Origin of the sequence: Acinetobacter sp. Ac_5812, assembly GCF_013072695.1 — a bacterium.
Lineage (GTDB): Bacteria > Pseudomonadota > Gammaproteobacteria > Pseudomonadales > Moraxellaceae > Acinetobacter.
In genome coordinates this window covers 1-19,977 of sequence record NZ_LXUK01000017.1, presented here as the reverse complement: position 1 = coordinate 19,977, position 19,977 = coordinate 1, and the positions used below count along the sequence as shown (strand labels likewise).

The following is a 19,977-nucleotide window of genomic DNA, read 5'->3' as shown; positions in this document are numbered from 1 at the left end:
ATCGCTTTTTTTACCAGAATCGCTACACTACCAACAGATTAAACCGAAATAATCATCCTAATATAGAGGTGACACCATGTCGCAATTGAATGTTGACCCGCAAGAAATCGCAAAATTTGAAGCATTGGCTGCCAAATGGTGGGATCAACATTCAGAATTCCGCCCGCTGCATCAAATCAATCCCTTACGTTTAAACTGGGTGGATGAACGTGTTGGTGGCTTGGCGGGTAAAAAAGTACTTGATGTCGGCTGTGGTGGTGGCATCTTGGCTGAAAGCATGGCACGTCGTGGAGCCGATGTCCTTGGCATCGATATGGGCGAAGCACCCCTTGCTGTGGGTCGCTTGCACGCACAACAAGACAATGTACAAAACATTGAATATCGTCAAATCCCCGTTGAACAATTGGCACTAGAACAAGCAGGTCAATACGATGTAGTGACCTGTATGGAAATGATGGAGCACGTGCCTGATCCAGCGTCAATCGTGAAAGCTTGCCAAAGCTTAGTTAAACCAGGCGGTCATGTGTTCTTCTCGACCATTAACCGTAATCCTAAATCGTATTTATTTGCAATTATTGGCGCGGAATACGTACTACGTTTATTGCCTAAAGGTACGCATGATTATCATAAATTCATTCGCCCTTCAGAAATGGCACATGATATTCGCAATGCTGGCTTAACGCTGAAAGAAATGACAGGCTTGCACTACAACCCAATCACCAAACACTATTGGTTAGCACCCAATGTTGACGTCAATTACATGGTGCATACCACCAATGCAGGTGCCGAATGAAAGCGGTTTTATTTGATCTAGATGGCACATTAATTGACACTGCCGCAGATTTCATTCGTATCATTCAACAAATGTGCCGCGATGAACAACGCCCTGTAGTGGATGCAGATACCATTCGTACTCAAGTATCGGAAGGTGCGCGTGCCATGGTGAAGCTGGTTTATCCTGAATTAGAGGTCACAGACCCCGTGTTTTTGGCACATCGCCAACGTTTTTTAGATGTATATGGTGACAATATTGTGGTCGATACCGACCTGTTTGTCGGCATGTACCCATTACTTGAAGAACTGGAAGCACATCAAATTCCATGGGGCATTGTCACCAACAAACCTCGTGGTCTAAGTGAGTCGCTATTGGCAAAATTGGATCTGACTGAACGTTGCTCAGTCTTGGTTTGCCCGGAAGATGTCAGCAAAACTAAACCTGATCCAGAACCGATGTATTTGGCTGCAAAGCAACTCGAGCTTGATGCGAAAGAGATTATCTATGTCGGTGATCATCCACGCGATATTGACGCAGGTCGTCATGCCGATATGTATACCATTTTGGCTGCTTACGGTTATCTGCCTGTCGAATCACGCGATGATCTTGCTGCTTGGCAAGCCGATGCCATTATTCAAACCATTCCTGAACTGCATCAGCTGATCAAACAGAAAATCACTGTATTGTCAGAAAATCAGGGTATGATGAATTAAATTTTTAAGATAAGAATAGGAGGCATAACAATGAAATACTCAGAATATCAACCTCGTCCAGATTTATTGAAAGATCGTATTATCCTGATCACAGGTGCTGGTGATGGGATTGGTCGCGCTGCTGCGATGAGTTATGCCCTGCATGGTGCAACCGTTGTATTACATGGTCGCACCTTGAATAAACTTGAAGTCATTTATGATGAAATTGAAGGCTTAGGCGCACCACAACCAGCAATTTTGCCGCTACAACTGTCAACAGCATCAACCCATGATTACGAGCTGTTGGTGAGTACGCTAGAGCAACAGTTTGGTCGTTTGGATGGTATCTTGCATAATGCAGGAATGTTGGGTGATCGGGTTGAACTGGCTCATTATCCTGTCGATGTTTGGGATGATGTACTCGCAGTAAATTTACGTGCACCGTTTGCCCTCACTCAAGCCTTGTTGCCTTTACTAGAAAAATCTGAACATGCCTCAGTGGTGTTTACCAGTTCGAGTGTCGGCCGTGAAGCACGTGCACTTTGGGGTGCCTATTCAGTGTCTAAAGTTGCTACTGAGGCCATGAGCAAAATCTTTGCAGCAGAAAATACCTACCCAAACATTCGGTTTAACTGCATCAATCCAGGCGGGACCCGTACCGCGATGCGTGCTAAAGCCTACCCAGAGGAAGATCCAAAAGTCTTGCCAACACCTGACAGCATTATGCCCGCCTATCTGTACCTCATGGGCGATGACAGTTTAGATATGAATGGCCAAAGTATTGACGCTCAAGCTTAATTTCATCCTGACAATAATTCTAAATAACATTGGACACTGGCGTTAAAACTGCTTTTTTCAGAGAAATGTGTGAAAAATCTTCATTGTTTTAAAGGAATAATGAATCGATCTTCACAGTTTCTCTGCATTTTTAACGTACAGTAGTTCACATGAGAGACATCCGAAGTCCATAAGGTGCATCATGAAAAAATTTTTCATTATCTTGGTTTTAGGTTCGACAACCCTGTTCAGTAGTCTGGGGACTTTTGCAGGTCCACATGATCGCGATGATGATTCGCGTGGTGGCGGCTGGCAAAATGGTCGTGGCTTTGATCGTCCAGATGGTGAAAATCGTCAACGTGAACGTCGCATGCGTGAAGAGCGTGGTGTCGAGCGTTTAAAACAGCATCGTTGGCAGGAAGGCTATGTGATGCCGCAGCACTATCGTGGTAACGGCTATAAAGTCGATTATAAAGACAGTAATCTGCCGCGCCCGGGTCGTAACGAACAGTGGTACAAGATCAATAATGACTATATTTTAGTCAACTCAGATGATAACAGTATCATTCGAATTATGAGTTTCTAAGCCCACTTTTGCTCACTCGACTCAATAAAGTTGAATGCTAGATTTAGGAATAGATTTATCTTTTGATTTTTTTCGTTAAAATCAGATCTAGTGCTGCATATCTGAGATCAACATGGCGAAGCAAATGACTGAAAATTCACATAGTACAACAAAAGATTATGTGCATTGGTTTCGCCACTCCGCACCTTATATCAATGCACACCGTGATAAAACTTTCGTTTTGATGTTCTCTGGTGAAGCAGTCCAACACGAAAATTTCCAACACATCATCCACGATATTGCGCTGCTACATTCTTTGGGCATCCGTCTCATCTTGGTCTATGGCGCACGTCCGCAAATTAATCAAAATTTGCTTGAACGCAATATCGAAACACCCTTCCATCAAAGCCGTCGCATTACCACACGCGAATCCTTACGCGGTGTCATGAATGCGGTGGGTTCCATTCGTCTAGAAATTGAAGCTCTCCTCTCCATGGGCTTGGCCAATTCACCGATGTATGGCGCTCGCATTGATGTGGTCTCTGGCAATTTCGTCACCGCCAAACCCTATGGGATTCGCGATGGCATCGACTTCCAACTAACAGGTGAAGTCCGTTCCATTGATACCGATGCCATCCAACGTCATTTAGACAATCACAATATTGTTTTACTTGGACCAACCGGTTATTCAACCACAGGTGAAGTATTTAATTTACTGGCTGAAGACGTCGCCACCAAAACAGCGACAGCCTTAAAAGCAGATAAACTGATCTTCTTGGGTGAAAAACAAGGCTTGATGAATGCGCAGCAACAGTTATTACGTGAATTAAGTCCACACCAGCTTGAACCCTATATTCAACAAAACCAACAACAATACCCAGAATTTGCATTACACCTCAAACAAGCGCAGCAAGCCTCTTTATCTGGCGTACATCGCGTACATTTGATTTCTTATGCCTATGACGGCGCACTGATTGAGGAACTATTCACTCGCGATGGTATTGGTACCTTGATCACCGATGCGCACTATGAAGAAGTTCGTATTGCCAATATTCACGATGTCGGTGGCTTGATTAATCTGCTGCGTCCGCTGGAACAGGAAGGGATTCTGGTGTATCGCTCTCGCGAACGCCTTGAAAGTGAAATTGAACATTTTGCAGTGATTGAACGCGACGGTATGATTTTAGCTTGTGCAGCACTGTATCCGATTCCCGCAGGAGCAGATGAAATTCGTTCTGCTGAAATTGCCTGCGTCGCAGTGGATTCAAGCTATCGAAAATCCAATCGTGGCAGCCAAATTTTGCAATTCTTGGAAAGCAGAGCCAAACAGCAAGGGATTCAGCGCCTGTTTGTGCTGACCACTCGAACCGCACACTGGTTCTTAGAGCAAGGTTTTAGCCCTGCCAGCGTGGATGATTTACCCAATGCGCGCCAAGCATTGTATAACTATCAACGTAATTCTCTCGTGTTTAAAAAAGCATTACGCTAATCACAGCTCACATTGCAGGAGATATTTTTATTTTTGATAAAGATATCTCCGCTTCATCATTATCTCTGCTTAAGTGAATATGAAGAATAAATTCACCAACAGATAAAATAAAAAATAATTCAATAAAAACAATATCTTGTTCAAATTAAAATATTCAACACTTATTCAATTCACAGATAAGATTATGCAATTTTCTATTTTGCACTTTTCAGCATAAGCAAAGCCCGATTACTTATTTTTTATGCAATAAAAAAAGTTTTAGTTTAGTTGCTCATCTTATTTAAATCTTTTGATTTGTCGGGGAGCACAACCAACATGACCATTTCAATCCATCGTTCATGGGCAACATATAGCATCATCGCAGCAAGTCTTGCCAGCCTGATGGGTGTTGCAGGTTGTGCAAAAAAACCAGAGCAGCAAGAGACCACAAAACAAGAAACCACAACATTAAATATCGGCTTTCAAAAGTATGGCATCCTGCCGATTCTCAAAGCAAAAGGTGAATTAGAAAAAAATCTTGCTGCTCAAGGTATCAATGTTAAGTGGGTTGAATTCCCCGCAGGTCCACAGCTGTTAGAAGGTTTAAATGTCGGCAGTGTGGTCTTTGGTGAGGCAGGTGAAGCACCGCCAATCTTTGCTCAAGCAGCCAATCCTAACTTGGTGTATGTCGCCAACCAACCGCCTGCACCAACAGCAGAAGCGTTAATTGTACAAAAAGATTCACCAATTCAATCGATCCAAGATCTGAAAGGTAAACGAGTTGCGCTGAATAAAGGCTCAAATGTTCATTACCTGTTACTCAAACTATTAGAAGCAAACAATCTCAGCTTAAACGATATTCAACCTGTTTACCTACCACCGTCAGATGCACGCGCAGCATTTGAGAAAGGTGCAGTCGATGCTTGGGTGATTTGGGATCCTTTCTTCGCCGCAGCTGAACACCAAATACATGCCCGTGTGATCGCTACGGGTGAACACTTAGTCAGCAATCATCAATTCTATTTGGCCGACCGCCAATTTGCTGAAAGTCACCCTCAGGTTTTAACGACCTTGGTTACCACGCTCAATCAAACCACGGATTGGGTCAAAGCACATCCAGACGATGCAGCCAAATTACTTGAAAAACCAACAGGGCTCGAGTTTGATGTTTTAAAAAGTTCCATTTCACGCATGGGCTTCGGGGTTCAACCGATCTCTGACAAAGTCGCAAAAGAGCAGCAATATGTCGCTGATGCCTTCTTTGCGCAGAAACTGATTCCGAAGCAGCTTGTGATCCAAGATGCCGTATTAAAGAACGATGTTAAATAATTGAGGATCACCATGAAGTTGCTATCTAAAGTTTCTGTTTTGGGGTTGCTGATCTCTACATTTTCACTGAGTGGTTGCCAGAAGCCAGAGCAGAGTACGGAAAAGACAACTTCAGCAACTGAAAATACGGCGGTCAAAACCCTATCCATTGGCTTCCAGAAATCATCACTCAATTTATTGGTGGCCAGACAACAACAGTTGTTTGAGCAAGCCTTCCCGAATGCAAAAATTGAATGGCGTGAATTTCCCGCTGGCCCGCAAATGTTAGAAGCACTTGCCGTTGGAGCTGTCGATTTTGGTTATGTCGGCAATACCCCACCGATCTTTGCTCAAGCCGCAGCTAAACCATTGAGCTATGTGGCTTATGAAGTGGTTGCACCAACAGGACAAGCTGTACTGGTCCATGCCAACGATAAAATCAGCAGCCTTCAAGACTTAAAAGGCAAACGTGTCGCAGTTCAAAAAGGCTCCAGTGCGCACGAACTACTCGCCAAAACCCTGCAAAAAGCAGGGCTATCTTGGCAAGACATTCAACCGATCTGGTTACCTCCTGCCGATGCACGCGCAGCCTTTGACAAACAGGCCGTAGATGCATGGGCAATTTGGGAACCCTACCTAGGTACAGCAGAACTGCAAGGCCATACCAAAACCTTGGTTGATGGCTCTGCATTTCCAACCACTTATTCTTTTTATATTGGTAATCCTGATTTTATTCAAAAGCATCCTGATTCTGCGCCAAAGCTGATTAAGAGCATCAACATTGCGGATCAGTGGATTGTGCAGCACCAAGATCAGGCACTACAGATTTATGCACAAAGTACAGGGCTGAGTCTTCCTGTGGCGCAACGTGTTTTAGACAAACGACCAAAACCATCGCCTGTGCACATCCTCACAGCTGAGGTCATACAGAGTCAGCAACAAATCGCCGATTTATTTAAACAAGAGCAGCTCATTCCTGTGCAAATTGATATTCAGCACAGTGTCTGGTCTGCCCAATAAACATTGATTTCATTTTCATAAGGAACATCGACATGAATATTTTCTGGTTTATCCCCACTCATGGTGACAGTCGTTATTTAGGCACCAGCAAGGGTGCTCGTCAGGTCGATCATGCTTATATGAAACAGATTGCAGTTGCCGTGGATAATCTGGGTTATGCAGGCGTACTCATTCCAACAGGACGCTCTTGTGAAGATCCTTGGATTACGGCAGCCAGTTTAATTGATGCAACCACTCAACTTAAGTTTCTAGTCGCACTTCGCCCTGGGCTGACCACACCAGCATTGGCTGCACGCATGGCAGCAACTTTTGATCGTCTCTCCAACGGTCGTATTCTGCTCAACCTTGTCACAGGTGGCGATGAACAAGAATTAAAAGGTGATGGACTCTATGAAGATCATAGTACCCGTTATCAAACGGCATCTGAATATGTCAAAATTTGGCGTGAAATTCTCACTCGCTCACATACCGGCGAAGCGTTTAGCTTTCACGGCGAACGTCTCAGTGTGGATGATGCCAAACTGCTGTATCCACCCGTACAAAAACCTTATCCACCGCTTTGGTTCGGCGGCTCATCAGAAGCTGCAACCGAGCTTGCTGCTGAGCAAGTTGATACCTATCTCACTTGGGGTGAACCTCCTGCTGCAGTGAAAGAAAAGATTGAATATTTACGCACCAAATCCGCAGCCAAAGGTCGTAGCCTGAATTATGGCATTCGCTTACATGTGATTGTGCGTGAGACCAATGAGCAGGCTTGGGCCGCTGCGGATGAACTGATTCAATACTTAGATGATGCAACGATTGCCGCAGCACAGAAAAAATTTGCACAAATGGACTCAGTCGGTCAGCAACGTATGGCTGCATTACATGGTGGTCGTAAAGATCAACTTGAAGTATCACCGAACCTATGGGCGGGCATCGGCTTAGTCCGTGGTGGCGCAGGAACCGCTCTAGTGGGTGACCCAGAAACCGTTGCTGCACGAATTCAAGAATATGCGGATTTGGGGATTGATACCTTTATTTTCTCAGGTTACCCACATTTGGAAGAATCAATCCGTTTTGCCGAACTGGTGTTCCCTTTACTGCCACTCAAAACCCGTGAAAAACTGGCACAACCGCATTTAACTGGGCCTTTCGGAGAAATCATTGCCAATAACTATGTCCCTGAGACCAAGGAAGCAAAAACCTTGATCAAGGAGGACGCATGAGTGCAAAACCTTTTTTGAATGATGTTTCACGTGGAACACAAAAAATAGGCAAAGGTCTGCTGCCTTGGCTTTTCCCGATTTTATTAATTTTAATTTGGCAGGCAGCTTCAAGTTCAGGCGTATTGCAAAGCAGAGTATTGCCTGCCCCAACTGCTGTCGTAAGTGCCTTCTGGCACTTACTGATCAGTGGTGAACTTTGGCAACATGTAAAAGTCAGTGCTGGTCGTGCCCTACTTGGTTTACTGGTTGGTGGTGGTTTAGGTCTGATTTTAGGTCTATTAAATGGTTCATCTCGTATTGCATCGACTTTACTGGATACCACCTTACAAATGATCCGTAATATCCCTGCACTGGCCCTGATTCCACTGGTGATTTTATGGTTTGGGATTGATGAAACTGCCAAGCTATTTTTAGTAGCAGTTGGTGTGTTTTTCCCAATGTACATCAACACTTATCATGGTATCCGCTCGGTTGACCCACAATTGATCGAGATGGGAAAAAGTTACGGACTTAATCGTTGGCAACTCTATAAAGACATTATTTTACCCGGTGCAATGCCCTCGATTTTAGTTGGGCTACGTTTCTCTTTAGGTCTGGTTTGGGTACTGTTAATCGTGGCTGAAACCATTTCTGCGCAAGCAGGAATTGGCTATATGACCATGAATGCACGAGAATTTTTACAAACTGATCTCGTCTTGGTCGGGATTTTACTGTATGCCCTACTCGGAAAATTAGCAGATGTATTGGCTCAAGTATTGGAACGTTATCTACTGCGCTGGCATGCAGGTTATCAAAAATAATAAGGGTATAAAGATGAGTAACTTAAATTTAAACTTCTACGATAACAACCTGATTCAGCCCGTTACTGAACCAGAAACTGTAAGCTCGCCAGACAATGGTGCTCATATTCTGATTGAGCAACTGTATAAATTTTATGGTGAGATCAAAGTTCTTGAAGACCTTGATCTGAATATCCAAGCGGGTGAGTTTGTCGCGATCGTTGGCCGTAGTGGCTGTGGTAAAAGCACCCTGCTCCGTTTGATTGCCCAACTCGAAAAAGCCAGTTATGGCGAAATCAAGTTCCAATCTGCTCGCAATTTCCGTGAAGGCATTACCAACCACGATATTCGTGTCATGTTCCAAGATCCACGCCTGTTACCATGGAAAAGCATTATACAAAATGTACAATTGGGTTTGCCTAAAAATCAGCATCGGCTTGCAGAAGCATTGTTAGAGAAAGTTGGGCTAAAAGACAAAGCCACACAATGGCCAGCTCAGCTCTCAGGTGGACAACGGCAACGCGCTGCGCTAGCGCGGGCGCTTTCCCATACACCCCGTATTTTGCTGTTAGATGAACCACTCGGCGCATTAGATGCACTGACCCGTTTGGAAATGCAGAACCTGATTGAACGCCTTTGGAAAGAACAAGGTTTTACCGCGATTCTGGTTACGCATGATGTTAGTGAAGCTGTGCAATTGGCTGATCGAATTATTCTTTTGGATCAAGGGCATATCGCCCATAGTTTTCAGGTCAATCTACCACGTCCACGTAAAAAAAGTATTGCATTCGCTCAACTCGAGCAACAAGTCCTCGATGCGGTTTTAGCCACCTAAAGCCGCATTCATTTGCACTAAAATGTGACCAAAATAATAAAAAATTAGCGCTCTTTTTCCCTGATCAGAAAAAAATTATTTACAAAATATGTATACATTTTTTTAGATTTCAATAATTATCAAATACATCGTTAGCATTGGCCTAAAAAGTATATTTTTTTCGATAAAAAAATTGCGCAATTGTGCACAAATCCGACAATTTATCTTACAATGTCAATGACATTTTTTGAATCAAGCTCGCAGATGGAACAGAAGAAAAGTACACAAAAGCGCAATCAACTGCTGAATGCTGCCCTAGATGTTTTTTCCGTCTATGGGTTTAGTGGTGCCAGCCTCGATGAGATTGCACAGCTCGCAAATATGCACAAATCGAATATTTTCTATTACTATGAAAATAAAGAATCGCTTTATGTCGAAGTGCTCACCACTGTGTTGCAAAAGTGGCTTGCACCCTTACAAACCTTAGAGTCTGAGCTTGAGCCCACTGAAGCCCTCACTCACTATTTGATTCAAAAAATTGAAAGCTCACGTGATCAACCGAAAGCGTCACGTTTATTTGCTCTTGAGATTATTCAAGGTGCCCCGCATATTTTACCGATCTTAAAAGGGCCTTTGAAAAAGCTATTTAAGCGTAAAACCAAGGTGATTCAAACTTGGCAAGAACAAGGCAAATTGTCGGCAGAGGTCGATCCAGAACTATTGATTCTCAACATTTGGGCGATCACGCAAAATTACGCTGATTTTTCGACGCAAATGGAAATGGTCACAGGTAAAACCCTACGCAATCGTAGTATGTACCAGCGTACCATTGAACATACTGTCCATTTGATGTTGTACGGCGTATTGCCTCGTTAAATTTTCGTCTAAAAGGCTAAATTTTAGCGATTGGCGCACACTTAAAAAGCGACTGCGTGAGTCGCTTTTTTTATTCAGTACATGAGAATGTTATCAAATTTACTGGGATAAATGATGGAACAATGATCAATAAACCTATATAGAGCATAAAGAGTCACGAAAACCCGCTTCAGTGTATAAGACATTGATATTAAATATATTTTTATCATACGTATTATGTTGATTTTAGATTTTTCTAACTTAATCATCTAACCTTAAATAGTAAAAACTTCTACTCCATTCACGGCAATCTTTAAGCTCCTAATCGTAAGCCATGGCCAAATACGAACATTTAACACAATTTTATGCTGTTCAATGTCGAAAGAGAAAGATGGAATAAACCAAGGCTGACTTGTCCCACCAGCTACTGCATTTCCATCAAGCGCAACATATTCATACCCAGCCCCTCGCCCATGATATTCCACATGGTAAGAATTGCCATCTATGGTGAGCAAAAATTTTCTATAAAGCCATTTTTTCTCTAACAGTTTGCAAACAATCATCGCCACACTCAATAATACTATTTCAATTTCTGTGTACAGAGAAACCTAATACTCTACCATTAAAAAATGACTAATTATTGAAAATAAGAAATTCTAAAATATTAATTCTCAAGAAAAAGTGTAGCTATAACTTAGTCGATATCGAATCAATTTAATATAATGACTGTATATGCCAATTTAAAATAAAACAATTATTTAATTTCAATAGCTTAACCATAAAACCACAACATTAGATCTTCTCATTTAAAAATGCGCTTGATACAACGCCAATAATTTTTGTGCGCCAAGCAACAGATTCTCTTCCCAATCTAGATGCGCAGTATCATTGGCACCATCAGTAATATATTTCACTGAAATTAAACGTACCCCGAGCTTTTGACACACTTTGGCTAAGGCATAGGCCTCCATATCGACGAGGTTACAACTAACTTTTGGGATGCCTGTTTCAAAAGAATCACCTGTGCCACAGATCCCTTTGGGCAAAAGCTCAAAATGGGGCTGGATATGGATCTCTGCTGGAATTTCATCATCCATCGGAGTGACCCCAACTGCAAAACCTAAAGGAGACACATCCATATCGCGTTGTACAAAAGTAATCACCTCAACCAAACTATGCGCATCAAAGTGCGAACTGCCTGCACTGCCTAAATTGATCAGCGTTTTGCATCCCGTCTTTTGAATCACTTCAAATGCCTTGAATGCTGCATTAATTTTGCCGATGCCACTGTAATGAACGTCAATACCAGCTTGCTCAAATAGACCTTTAGATTCATTCGGCAAAGCCATAATCAGAGCAATATCAGCATTCATAAAAAGACTCGTTCAAATCAAAATAGAGACACAAAAAAGGTGTGCTTCGGCACACCTCAATATTATTGCATCTTCTGCTGTAAGGCGACCAAACAGGGAGAGAAAAATAATTGACCGCTATAGGCCCCTGCCAACGTTTTCTTCATCACCAATGCCCATAGGCCAACCAACAACAGACTTAAAACCACCACCACATACTGTAAGAACTCGATATGTAACTGATGTGCCAAGTTAAAGATCGCCAAGATAAATACACCGAATGGGAAAGTCAGTCCCCACCAACCCAAGTTAAATGGAATGCCAGTACGCATATGGCGCAGTGTGGTCAAAATCGCAATCCCAAACCACCATAGGCCAAAACCTAATAACACCAAACTTGCCACAATACCCAAGGCTGGAAGTAAGGTCGCTAAACCTTCGAAATCCATCGCCTGCATGATACGTGGCGCTTGTTCACCCAGTAATAATAACGCTAATGCCCCTGTTCCAATCGGCCCTAAACATAACCAGCTAGAAATCGCGACTTCTTTCTCAGGTAATTGATGCAAAGCCAGACGTAGCATCAAAATCGTTAAGATCGCAAAAGCAGGTAATACAGAAATGCCCCACAATACATAGCCTGTGATCAAGATGGTTAACGCATGCTGATCTGCTACTAAATGTTGCAATAGCAGCCCCGCAGAGCTGGCAGCGACTTCACAGGCCACAATCGGGAGTAACCACACCGCAGTCATCCTTTGTAGCTGATGATCTTGGCAGCTAAACATACAAAATGGCACTACCCATGCAATCACGACAGCCAGAAACACATCCAGATACCAGAGATAAGTGGCAATTTGAACGGCTATATCGCCATATAAATGAATACCGAAACTGAGAAAACCATTGGCAATCGTCGCTAAGCCCATCGGAATAGCACCGAGGAATAAGCTCATATTGGGATGGCTAAAAATCTGTTTTGCTTCTGTCGGAAATAAAATCCAGCGTAAGATATAAAGCACACTAAAAGTGCTAAATAACAGAATATTAAACTGCCATAATTTGGTCGCAAGCATAAATAAGATTGATGAAGCGAAAGGCAGCTGTGCTAAAATCATCGCCACCACACCTGTTCCCATGGTTGCAGTAAACCAGTTCGGGGTAAAATGGCGAATCACATCGGTGCTCTGTTCTAGCTGATAAAACGGCTTTTTCATCTCTTTCTCAATATCAAGCGACTATGCAGCTATTTTAGGTTAATCCATAAATAAGAAAAATTGATTTATTTTTATTTAATGAATCAGTTTAATTGATATAAAGCTTCTAAATATTGAAAATTTCCTGTGTAAAAACACAACAACAAGACGAAACGCTGAGAATATGGCAATATATAGCCTTTGCAAAATCACTGTATTTAACGCCCATGAAGTTGCTTCGTCTCAACGCATTATCGCCAGATTTTCAGTTACCCCCAACTGCGGTAACGATTGGCAATTTTGATGGTGTCCATCTCGGCCATCAAGCGATGATTGCTCAACTCAAAACGTTGGCTGAAGCGCAAGGTTTAAAAACATTGGTGATGATTTTTGAGCCACAACCACTTGAATTCTTTAAAGGTTATGATGCACCGCCACGCATCAGCTCGCTCAGAGAAAAAGTCGAATATTTAACTGAGCTCGGTTTGGACTACATTGCAGTTGCGAAATTTGACCAATATTTTAGAAGTCTAAATGCCACAGAATTTGCCGACCTACTCAAATTAAAACTCAATGCGCAAAGCTTGGTACTCGGTGATGATTTTCATTTTGGTAAAGACCGCCAAGGTAACAGTGAATTCTTGCGTGACTACGGCTTTGACGTGACCAATTTAAATACCGTGGCTTTAAATAATGAACGTGTCAGTTCAACCCGTATTCGTCAGGTCCTTCAAGAAGGTGACTTGGCATTAGCGGCCAAACTATTGGGTCGTCCGTATAGCATTACAGGCCGAGTGCAATATGGCGATCAGATTGGTCGCACCCTTGATTTTCCGACCATTAATGTGCGTTTAAACCGCCATAAACCCTGTTTAAACGGCATTTATGCAGTGGATGTGGTGTGTGAAAATGCATCATTGAATGCAAAAGTAAAACATCCAGATCCTGCCCTGAACGGGATTGCAGGCTATCAAGCTGACAGTTTGTTTGGTGCAGGTCATGTGGGGACGCGCCCAGCCATCAAACAAGACCAGCCAGAATGGCGATTAGAGGTACATTTCCCTGATGTTTCTGCTAATCTGTATGGCTTATTGATGCGGGTAACCTTTCTTCACTATTTGCATGGTGAACTGAATTACCCTTCGCTTGAAGCCCTCAAAGCCGGAATTGATGATGATGTGCAACAGTTACGAGACTATCGTACTAACACAGCTGAATTTCCTTTTTAAATTTAATTAGTAGGATTTGTTAATACTTCACAAATCCTAAAGTAATACATGTCAGTTTACAAACTGATCAAACTGGAAGAAAACTTGCATGAGCGATAAGCAAACTCCTGAAAATGCAGTGGATTATAAAGCCACACTCAATTTGCCAGCGACTGAATTTGCCATGAAGGCAAACTTGGCTGTGCGTGAAGCCAAATGGTTAGAAGAGTGGTATGCCGACAACATTTATCAGCAGATTCGTGAAGCGCGTATTGGCAAGGAAAAATATGTACTGCATGACGGCCCTCCATATGCCAATGGTCAAATCCATTTAGGCCATGCCGTCAATAAAGTCTTAAAAGACATTATTATTAAAAGCCGCGTTTTAGATGGCTTCGATGCACCGTATGTACCAGGTTGGGACTGTCACGGCCTGCCAATCGAACTGAAAGTCGAAGAAAAAGTCGGTAAAGTGGGCGTTAAAGTTGATGCCTCAACTTTCCGTAAAGCTTGTCGTGAATATGCCTACACCCAAGTCGAACTACAAAAGAAAGATTTTGTACGTATGGGCGTGTTCGGTGACTGGGACAATCCGTACCTGACCATGAACTTCAAGCAAGAAGCGGATATCGTGCGTGCCTTGGGTGCCATTGCTAAAGCAGGCCATATCGAACCGGGTCTAAAACCAGTGAACTGGTGTATGGACTGTGGTTCATCATTGGCTGAAGCTGAAGTTGAATACGAAGACAAAAAATCAGATGCGATTGATGTTGGTTTCACGGTTGTTGATCTTAAAGATCTCAGCACACGCTTAAATGTTGATGTTCAAGATGCCACGGATATCGTGATCTGGACCACTACACCATGGACCTTGCCTGCCAACCAAGCAGTCGCGCTGCACGCTGATATCGACTATCAATTGGTTCAAGTCACGACTGACCGTGGTACGCAAAACTTTATTCTTGCCAAAGACTTGGTTGAATCAGCAATCGAACGCTACAAACTGGAAAATCCAGTGGTACTCGCTGATTTCAAAGGCGCTGCAATTGAGAACCTTCTTTTGCAACATCCACTGTTGGCAGATCGTCAAGTGCCTGTAATTTTAGGCGAGCACGTGATTGCAACCAGCGGTACAGGTGCCGTTCACACTGCACCTGGCCATGGTGTGGACGATTATAAAGTCGGTTTGCTGTATCAATTAAAAGTTGAAAACCCTGTCGGTGGTAATGGTGTTTATTTACCAACATCACCAATTTTTGCAGGGGAACACATCTATAAAGCCAATCCTCAAATCATTGAGGCATTGGGTGCAGTTGGTCGTCTATGGGCACATCAGCCAATCAAACACAGCTATCCACATTGCTGGCGCCATAAAACCCCAATTATCTTCCGTGCGACGCCACAATGGTTTATCAGCATGGATACCAATGGTCTACGCCAAAATGCCTTGAATGCGATTGAAAACGACATCGAATTTGTGCCTGATTGGGGACAAAGCCGTATTCAGTCCATGATTGAAGGTCGTCCAGACTGGTGTATCTCACGTCAACGGACTTGGGGTGTGCCAATCCCATTCTTTGTACACAAAGATACCAATGCATTGCACCCACGTACACCTGAATTAATCGAAGAAGTGGCAAAACTGATCGAGCAAGAAGGCATTGATGGTTGGTATAACCGTGAAGCGAGTGAGTTCATTGGTGCTGATGCGGAACAATATAATGCAGTGCGCGATACTCTGGACGTTTGGTTTGACTCAGGCACAACACACTACGCTGTGCTTCGTGAACGTGATGATTTACAAGATCCAGCAGACCTCTATCTTGAAGGTTCAGATCAGCATCGTGGCTGGTTCCAATCTTCATTGCTGACTTCAATTGCAATCAATGAACGTGCGCCATATAAAGGCCTACTCACCCACGGTTTCGTAGTGGATGAGAAAGGCCGTAAGATGTCTAAGTCATTAGGCAACATCATTACCCCACAAGACATTATCAAAGATATGGGGGCTGATGGCTTACGTTTCTGGATCGCATCTGCTGACTATCGTTACGAAATGACAGCTGGTAAAGAAATCTTTAGCCGCGCATCAGATGGTTATCGTCGTATTCGTAATACCTTACGTTTCTTGTTGGCAAACTTGAATGGCTTCAAACCATCAACAGATGCTTTACCAGTCGACCAGTTGATTGCATTGGATCAATACATCTTGCAACGCGCTGCTGAAGTTCAAAAAACCATTCAGCAAGCCTATGAAGAAATGAACTTCCATATTGTGACCAATGCATTGACCAGCTTCTGTATCAATGACTTAGGTGGCTTCTATCTCGACATCATCAAAGATCGTCAGTACACCACCAAAGCAGACTCACAAGCTCGTCATTCTGCACAAACTGCGTTGTATCATATCGTACAAGCTTTTGTTCGTTGGATGTCACCAATCCTCAGCTTTACAGCACAGGAAGCTTGGCCATTGATTCCAGAACAGACTGGAAAATATGTATTTACCGCTGAATGGTATGACATTCCAACCGCATCAACAGCAAACTTACTGTCTGAAGCAGATTGGCAAACATTGATTAGCGTAAAATCAGCAGTAAATAAACAGATTGAAGCAGCACGTAACGCTAAACTCATCGGCAGTAACTTATCTGCAAAAGTTGAACTTTGGGCAGATGAAGCATTACAGACATTGTTAAACCAATTGGCTGATGAATTACGTTTTGTCTTGATCACGTCTCAAGTCATCGTTCACCCTTATGCTGAACAAGGTGAAAGCACGGATCTTGCAGGATTACGTGTCCACGTCTCCGCAGCAGATGGTGAAAAATGTGTACGTTGCTGGCATGTACTGCCAGATGTAAATGCACATGTTGGCCATCCTGGTTTATGCGCTCGTTGTATTATCAACGTCACTGGCAGTGGCGAAGTGAGAAAATATGCATAATTCTGTGCAAACTAGCCCAACAAAAAAAGGCTTATTCCAATTTTACCCGCACAACGTACTATGGCTTGGACTTTCAGTCCTTGCCATTGTGTTGGATCAATGGACCAAATGGATTGCAAGTTCGCATTTAAACTATGCGGACCCTGTTCCCGTCCTGCCTTTTTTAAATTGGACACTGCTGCATAATTATGGCGCAGCATTCAGCTTTTTATCTGATGCAGGTGGCTGGCAACGCTACTTCTTTACCTCATTAGCAGGTTTTGTTTCGGTGATTTTTGTTTTCTGGCTGATGCGTATGCCGAAAAAAATGATTGTATTACCGATGGCAATTGCGTTGATTCTCGGTGGTGCAATTGGCAATTTAATTGATCGTGTCAGCTTGGGCTATGTGGTCGATTTTATTCATGTTTATTATCAAAACAGCCATTTCCCAGCCTTCAACCTTGCGGATAGCTCAATTACCCTAGGCACGATTTTACTGCTGATTGATACCTTCTTCCTTGAGAAGAAACGCAACCAAAACGCGGATGCATAAGATGAACGAAATTATCCAACCAAACGAAGAAATCCGTATTCAAGATGGCTCAAAAGTCGACTTACATTTTTCTGTCTCGGTTGAAAATGGTGTTGAAATCGACAATACCCGTGGTCGTGAAGAGCCTGTCAGCCTCGTGATTGGTGATGGTAACCTGTTACCAGGGTTTGAAAAGGCTTTATTTGGTTTACGTGCAGGTGACCGTCGTACTGTACATTTACCACCTGAAGATGCTTTTGGACCTTGGAATGCAGAAAATATCCAAATCTTCGATACGGTTAAATTTGAACAACGCCCAATCGTGGGTCATATGATTGAGTTTGAAGACAAGGCTAAAGCTACACTGTTTGGCGTTGTAAAATCGGTCAATGATGACACCACTGAAATCGATTTTAATCATCCACTGGCAGGCAAAAATATTACTTTTGAAGTGGAAATCTTCAAAGTCACCCCAGCAGGCCAGCAAGGCATCAAATTGATGTAACAAAAAAGCTCTCAAATGAGAGCTTTTTTTTATGCTAAAGAAAAGTATAAGATCATTTAAAGGCATTCATTTTTAAAATCAAAGCAATAACACAAAGGAATTTAAACATGCTGATTTATATTATTGTTGGTAGTGTTCGCGAAGGGCGTACAGCGATCAAGGTCGCTAATTGGGTACAACAAGCAACGACTAAACTCACCTTAAAAGATATTCAAACCGAAGTTGTTGATCTTAAAGAATGGGACTTACCGCTCTTTGCAGGTTCTCATCCACCTGCGACAGGCATCTATGATCAGCCGAAACAACAGCAATGGGCAGATAAAATTGCGCAGGCACAGGCCTTTATCTTCATTAGCCCTGAATACAACCATGGCTATAGTCCAGCACTGAAGAATGCCTTGGATTATGTGGGTAAAGAATGGCAAGGCAAACCTGCAGCCTTTATCGGCTATGGTTCAACCAATGGCTCCCGTTCAATCAGTCAAATTCGCCAAGTAACTTCAAGCTTAGGAATTATTGATCCCAATGCGGTGATTGAAATTCGCGACATCTTTAAACGCAATAAAGACGAGAGCTTTGAAGCCAATGAGTTTGAAGTGAAGGGATTAACAGCGCTGATTAGCAAACTACAGAAATATAATATCGCCTAATTGTACGTCTAGGCGTACGTTAATTAGGTCGATTTACGTCTGTTTCACTTCCGACTTGATCGCTAATATATAAAGCATAGAGATACAGGAAGTCTCATTGAGAATAAGAACACACACAGGACGTGGTCGTTAATAGGATATCAACGACATAAACTGAATATGAAGAAGCCCCGTCAGGATGATGGGGCTTCTTTTTATCTTTATTCTTATAAGTGATTTAAAGGCTTTGTAGATATGCAACCACTTCGGCGTGTTCCGCCATGTCAGCAAGCTGTAACACCGTATATTCGCTTTTATATGCCACATTTGCACCTTTTACTCACCAACAACTTCACTACGGCCAAATGATCGTTCTCAGCAGCAGCCTGTAGCATACTATAGCCTTCGTCATCGGTTTAGTTAGAGTCTATCCCCTCAGCCAATAACTGTTCAACTTGTTCTACATCTCCTAGAAATGTCCAATATAAGTTTAGGAAGATGTAGTTCTTCACCATCTTCAGGAAGTGGATAGAAAGAATTAAGCTTCCTAAGGAAGGCCCCTTAAAATCTAAATTTGATTAAAAATATGATACTTAAAGTAGCAGTAAAATTGCGCATCTATGCATAGTTTCATGAAATCAGACAGAAGTTTAATTCAACTGAGATAACGATTTTGAGCCACCTCAACTTTATCGAAAACAGTTTATTTAGTTAATCCTGACTCACAACCTTTTTGAACTGGTTGTTATACTACCTTTCTACTAGTATTAAACTGAATTAGTTTTATTTAAATAGGTCTTTAATTCTATTTTTGATTGATCGAATGATTTGAGGATGATTTTTGTCAAGAAACACATATATGGTAATCAATGGCAAAGTTACACTTAGAACGTCGAATGTGGTTTGAAAAGTACAAGTGAAGTTCTGGATTATGTTAGCTAGTCTATTAAAAAGCGTACTTATAGTTTGTCTTTCTGGCTCAGATAAGGGCTCATATAAGAAATATGTAAATATGCCAGCAATGATAACTGCTAGCAATATAGGTGGGCTATAAAGCTCCATTAGAAATGATCTAATATAATTATCACTTCTAAGTTTAGCTATTACTAAGATTAATATCATTGACCAAATAATAGAGTAAATAAAGGATGAGTCTATGCATTCCATTTTTTGAATTCCTTAAGCATTCAATCCACCTCATTGTTTTTCAATACTTATCTTTATAAATAGAATAACCTTTCAACACTCATAAAAGTTAACCAATCAGGCCAACATTTCTAACACATTATGTTTTTTATTCTTACTTTTCCTCCGCGCATAAAAAACACCCCCAACCGTTAGGTTGGGGGTGTTTAGATTTAAAAG

The 19,977-nt window shown here is 42.3% G+C and carries 19 protein-coding genes and 1 pseudogene; 16 read left to right on the top strand and 4 right to left on the bottom strand.

What is annotated here, in order from left to right:
• Positions 1-76: 76 nt before the first annotated feature.
• The 11 genes from ubiG to A7P55_RS12360 all read left to right on the top strand — a co-directional run bounded on the left by ubiG (position 77) and on the right by A7P55_RS12360 (position 10,282).
• A complete protein-coding gene (ubiG, locus tag A7P55_RS12410; protein WP_171552324.1) occupies positions 77-793 on the top strand; it encodes a bifunctional 2-polyprenyl-6-hydroxyphenol methylase/3-demethylubiquinol 3-O-methyltransferase UbiG in 717 nt (238 codons plus the stop codon).
• Entirely contained in the window at positions 790-1,488 is a 699-nt protein-coding gene (locus A7P55_RS12405) for an HAD-IA family hydrolase (protein WP_171552323.1), read from the top strand. The genes ubiG and A7P55_RS12405 overlap by 4 nt, the downstream gene beginning before the upstream one ends.
• Before the next feature lie 30 nt (positions 1,489-1,518).
• On the top strand, positions 1,519-2,265 hold the full coding sequence (locus A7P55_RS12400) for a YciK family oxidoreductase (protein ID WP_004656765.1): 747 nt from the start codon (positions 1,519-1,521) through the stop codon (positions 2,263-2,265).
• 181 nt (positions 2,266-2,446) lie between these two features.
• Positions 2,447-2,830 carry an RcnB family protein gene (locus tag A7P55_RS12395; protein WP_171552322.1) on the top strand — a complete coding sequence of 128 codons (384 nt, stop codon included), beginning with the start codon at positions 2,447-2,449 and terminating at the stop codon, positions 2,828-2,830.
• Positions 2,831-2,942: 112 nt separating this feature from the next.
• Complete coding sequence (argA, locus tag A7P55_RS12390) at positions 2,943-4,298, top strand: amino-acid N-acetyltransferase (RefSeq protein WP_171552321.1); 1,356 nt, start codon at positions 2,943-2,945, stop codon at positions 4,296-4,298.
• A gap of 315 nt (positions 4,299-4,613) precedes the next feature.
• The gene (locus A7P55_RS12385; RefSeq protein ID WP_171552320.1) at positions 4,614-5,606 is read left to right on the top strand and encodes a sulfonate ABC transporter substrate-binding protein; all 993 of its coding nucleotides are present in this window, start codon (positions 4,614-4,616) and stop codon (positions 5,604-5,606) included.
• Positions 5,607-5,618: 12 nt separating this feature from the next.
• Complete coding sequence (locus A7P55_RS12380) at positions 5,619-6,605, top strand: aliphatic sulfonate ABC transporter substrate-binding protein (protein WP_171552319.1); 987 nt, start codon at positions 5,619-5,621, stop codon at positions 6,603-6,605.
• A gap of 32 nt (positions 6,606-6,637) precedes the next feature.
• On the top strand, positions 6,638-7,813 hold the full coding sequence (gene ssuD, locus A7P55_RS12375; protein ID WP_171552318.1) for an FMNH2-dependent alkanesulfonate monooxygenase: 1,176 nt from the start codon (positions 6,638-6,640) through the stop codon (positions 7,811-7,813).
• The gene (gene ssuC, locus A7P55_RS12370) at positions 7,810-8,613 is read left to right on the top strand and encodes an aliphatic sulfonate ABC transporter permease SsuC (RefSeq protein ID WP_171552317.1); all 804 of its coding nucleotides are present in this window, start codon (positions 7,810-7,812) and stop codon (positions 8,611-8,613) included. Before ssuD ends, ssuC begins: the two co-directional genes overlap by 4 nt.
• 13 nt (positions 8,614-8,626) lie before the next feature.
• Positions 8,627-9,427 (top strand): ATP-binding cassette domain-containing protein, encoded by an 801-nt coding sequence (locus A7P55_RS12365; RefSeq protein ID WP_171552316.1) that lies wholly within the window; start codon positions 8,627-8,629, stop codon positions 9,425-9,427.
• Positions 9,428-9,670: 243 nt separating this feature from the next.
• Complete coding sequence (locus tag A7P55_RS12360) at positions 9,671-10,282, top strand: TetR/AcrR family transcriptional regulator (RefSeq protein WP_171552315.1); 612 nt, start codon at positions 9,671-9,673, stop codon at positions 10,280-10,282.
• Positions 10,283-10,536: 254 nt separating this feature from the next.
• Here the strand turns inward: A7P55_RS12360 and A7P55_RS12355 are convergent, their stop codons facing one another.
• From A7P55_RS12355 to A7P55_RS12345, 3 genes are all read right to left on the bottom strand, one after another.
• Positions 10,537-10,824, bottom strand: coding sequence for a hypothetical protein (locus tag A7P55_RS12355; RefSeq protein WP_171552434.1), 288 nt, complete (start codon positions 10,822-10,824; stop codon positions 10,537-10,539).
• A gap of 243 nt (positions 10,825-11,067) precedes the next feature.
• Complete coding sequence (locus A7P55_RS12350; RefSeq protein ID WP_171552314.1) at positions 11,068-11,634, bottom strand: 5'-nucleosidase; 567 nt, start codon at positions 11,632-11,634, stop codon at positions 11,068-11,070.
• Between the two features lie 62 nt (positions 11,635-11,696).
• Positions 11,697-12,830, bottom strand: a complete 1,134-nt coding sequence (locus tag A7P55_RS12345; RefSeq protein ID WP_171552313.1) for a TDT family transporter — start codon at positions 12,828-12,830, stop codon at positions 11,697-11,699.
• A gap of 206 nt (positions 12,831-13,036) precedes the next feature.
• Here A7P55_RS12345 and ribF point away from each other — a divergent pair, with 206 nt between their 5' ends.
• From ribF to A7P55_RS12320, 5 genes are all read left to right on the top strand, one after another.
• Entirely contained in the window at positions 13,037-14,038 is a 1,002-nt protein-coding gene (gene ribF / locus A7P55_RS12340; RefSeq protein WP_171552312.1) for a riboflavin biosynthesis protein RibF, read from the top strand.
• Between the two features lie 88 nt (positions 14,039-14,126).
• Entirely contained in the window at positions 14,127-16,964 is a 2,838-nt protein-coding gene (ileS, locus tag A7P55_RS12335) for an isoleucine--tRNA ligase (protein WP_171552311.1), read from the top strand.
• Complete coding sequence (lspA, locus tag A7P55_RS12330; RefSeq protein WP_005186355.1) at positions 16,957-17,499, top strand: signal peptidase II; 543 nt, start codon at positions 16,957-16,959, stop codon at positions 17,497-17,499. Before ileS ends, lspA begins: the two co-directional genes overlap by 8 nt.
• Position 17,500: 1 nt before the next feature.
• Entirely contained in the window at positions 17,501-17,983 is a 483-nt protein-coding gene (locus tag A7P55_RS12325; RefSeq protein WP_005320012.1) for a peptidylprolyl isomerase, read from the top strand.
• A gap of 107 nt (positions 17,984-18,090) precedes the next feature.
• The gene (locus A7P55_RS12320) at positions 18,091-18,633 is read left to right on the top strand and encodes an NAD(P)H-dependent oxidoreductase (RefSeq protein ID WP_171552310.1); all 543 of its coding nucleotides are present in this window, start codon (positions 18,091-18,093) and stop codon (positions 18,631-18,633) included.
• Positions 18,634-18,850: 217 nt separating this feature from the next.
• Here the strand turns inward: A7P55_RS12320 and A7P55_RS12315 are convergent.
• Positions 18,851-19,158: pseudogene (locus A7P55_RS12315) on the bottom strand (ankyrin repeat domain-containing protein); the annotation flags it as partial.
• Positions 19,159-19,977 lie beyond the last annotated feature (819 nt).

Bases quoted from the DNA above. Each gene is read 5' to 3' on its own strand.
- ubiG (WP_171552324.1), top strand. From the start codon at position 77: ATGTCGCAATTGAATGTTGACCCGCAAGAAATCGCAAAATTTGAAGCA.
- A7P55_RS12405 (WP_171552323.1), top strand. From the start codon at position 790: ATGAAAGCGGTTTTATTTGATCTAGATGGCACATTAATTGACACTGCC.
- A7P55_RS12400 (WP_004656765.1), top strand. From the start codon at position 1,519: ATGAAATACTCAGAATATCAACCTCGTCCAGATTTATTGAAAGATCGT.
- A7P55_RS12395 (WP_171552322.1), top strand. From the start codon at position 2,447: ATGAAAAAATTTTTCATTATCTTGGTTTTAGGTTCGACAACCCTGTTC.
- argA (WP_171552321.1), top strand. From the start codon at position 2,943: ATGGCGAAGCAAATGACTGAAAATTCACATAGTACAACAAAAGATTAT.
- A7P55_RS12385 (WP_171552320.1), top strand. From the start codon at position 4,614: ATGACCATTTCAATCCATCGTTCATGGGCAACATATAGCATCATCGCA.
- A7P55_RS12380 (WP_171552319.1), top strand. From the start codon at position 5,619: ATGAAGTTGCTATCTAAAGTTTCTGTTTTGGGGTTGCTGATCTCTACA.
- ssuD (WP_171552318.1), top strand. From the start codon at position 6,638: ATGAATATTTTCTGGTTTATCCCCACTCATGGTGACAGTCGTTATTTA.
- ssuC (WP_171552317.1), top strand. From the start codon at position 7,810: ATGAGTGCAAAACCTTTTTTGAATGATGTTTCACGTGGAACACAAAAA.
- A7P55_RS12365 (WP_171552316.1), top strand. From the start codon at position 8,627: ATGAGTAACTTAAATTTAAACTTCTACGATAACAACCTGATTCAGCCC.
- A7P55_RS12360 (WP_171552315.1), top strand. From the start codon at position 9,671: ATGGAACAGAAGAAAAGTACACAAAAGCGCAATCAACTGCTGAATGCT.
- A7P55_RS12355 (WP_171552434.1), bottom strand. From the start codon at position 10,824: ATGATTGTTTGCAAACTGTTAGAGAAAAAATGGCTTTATAGAAAATTT.
- A7P55_RS12350 (WP_171552314.1), bottom strand. From the start codon at position 11,634: ATGAATGCTGATATTGCTCTGATTATGGCTTTGCCGAATGAATCTAAA.
- A7P55_RS12345 (WP_171552313.1), bottom strand. From the start codon at position 12,830: ATGAAAAAGCCGTTTTATCAGCTAGAACAGAGCACCGATGTGATTCGC.
- ribF (WP_171552312.1), top strand. From the start codon at position 13,037: ATGAAGTTGCTTCGTCTCAACGCATTATCGCCAGATTTTCAGTTACCC.
- ileS (WP_171552311.1), top strand. From the start codon at position 14,127: ATGAGCGATAAGCAAACTCCTGAAAATGCAGTGGATTATAAAGCCACA.
- lspA (WP_005186355.1), top strand. From the start codon at position 16,957: ATGCATAATTCTGTGCAAACTAGCCCAACAAAAAAAGGCTTATTCCAA.
- A7P55_RS12325 (WP_005320012.1), top strand. From the start codon at position 17,501: ATGAACGAAATTATCCAACCAAACGAAGAAATCCGTATTCAAGATGGC.
- A7P55_RS12320 (WP_171552310.1), top strand. From the start codon at position 18,091: ATGCTGATTTATATTATTGTTGGTAGTGTTCGCGAAGGGCGTACAGCG.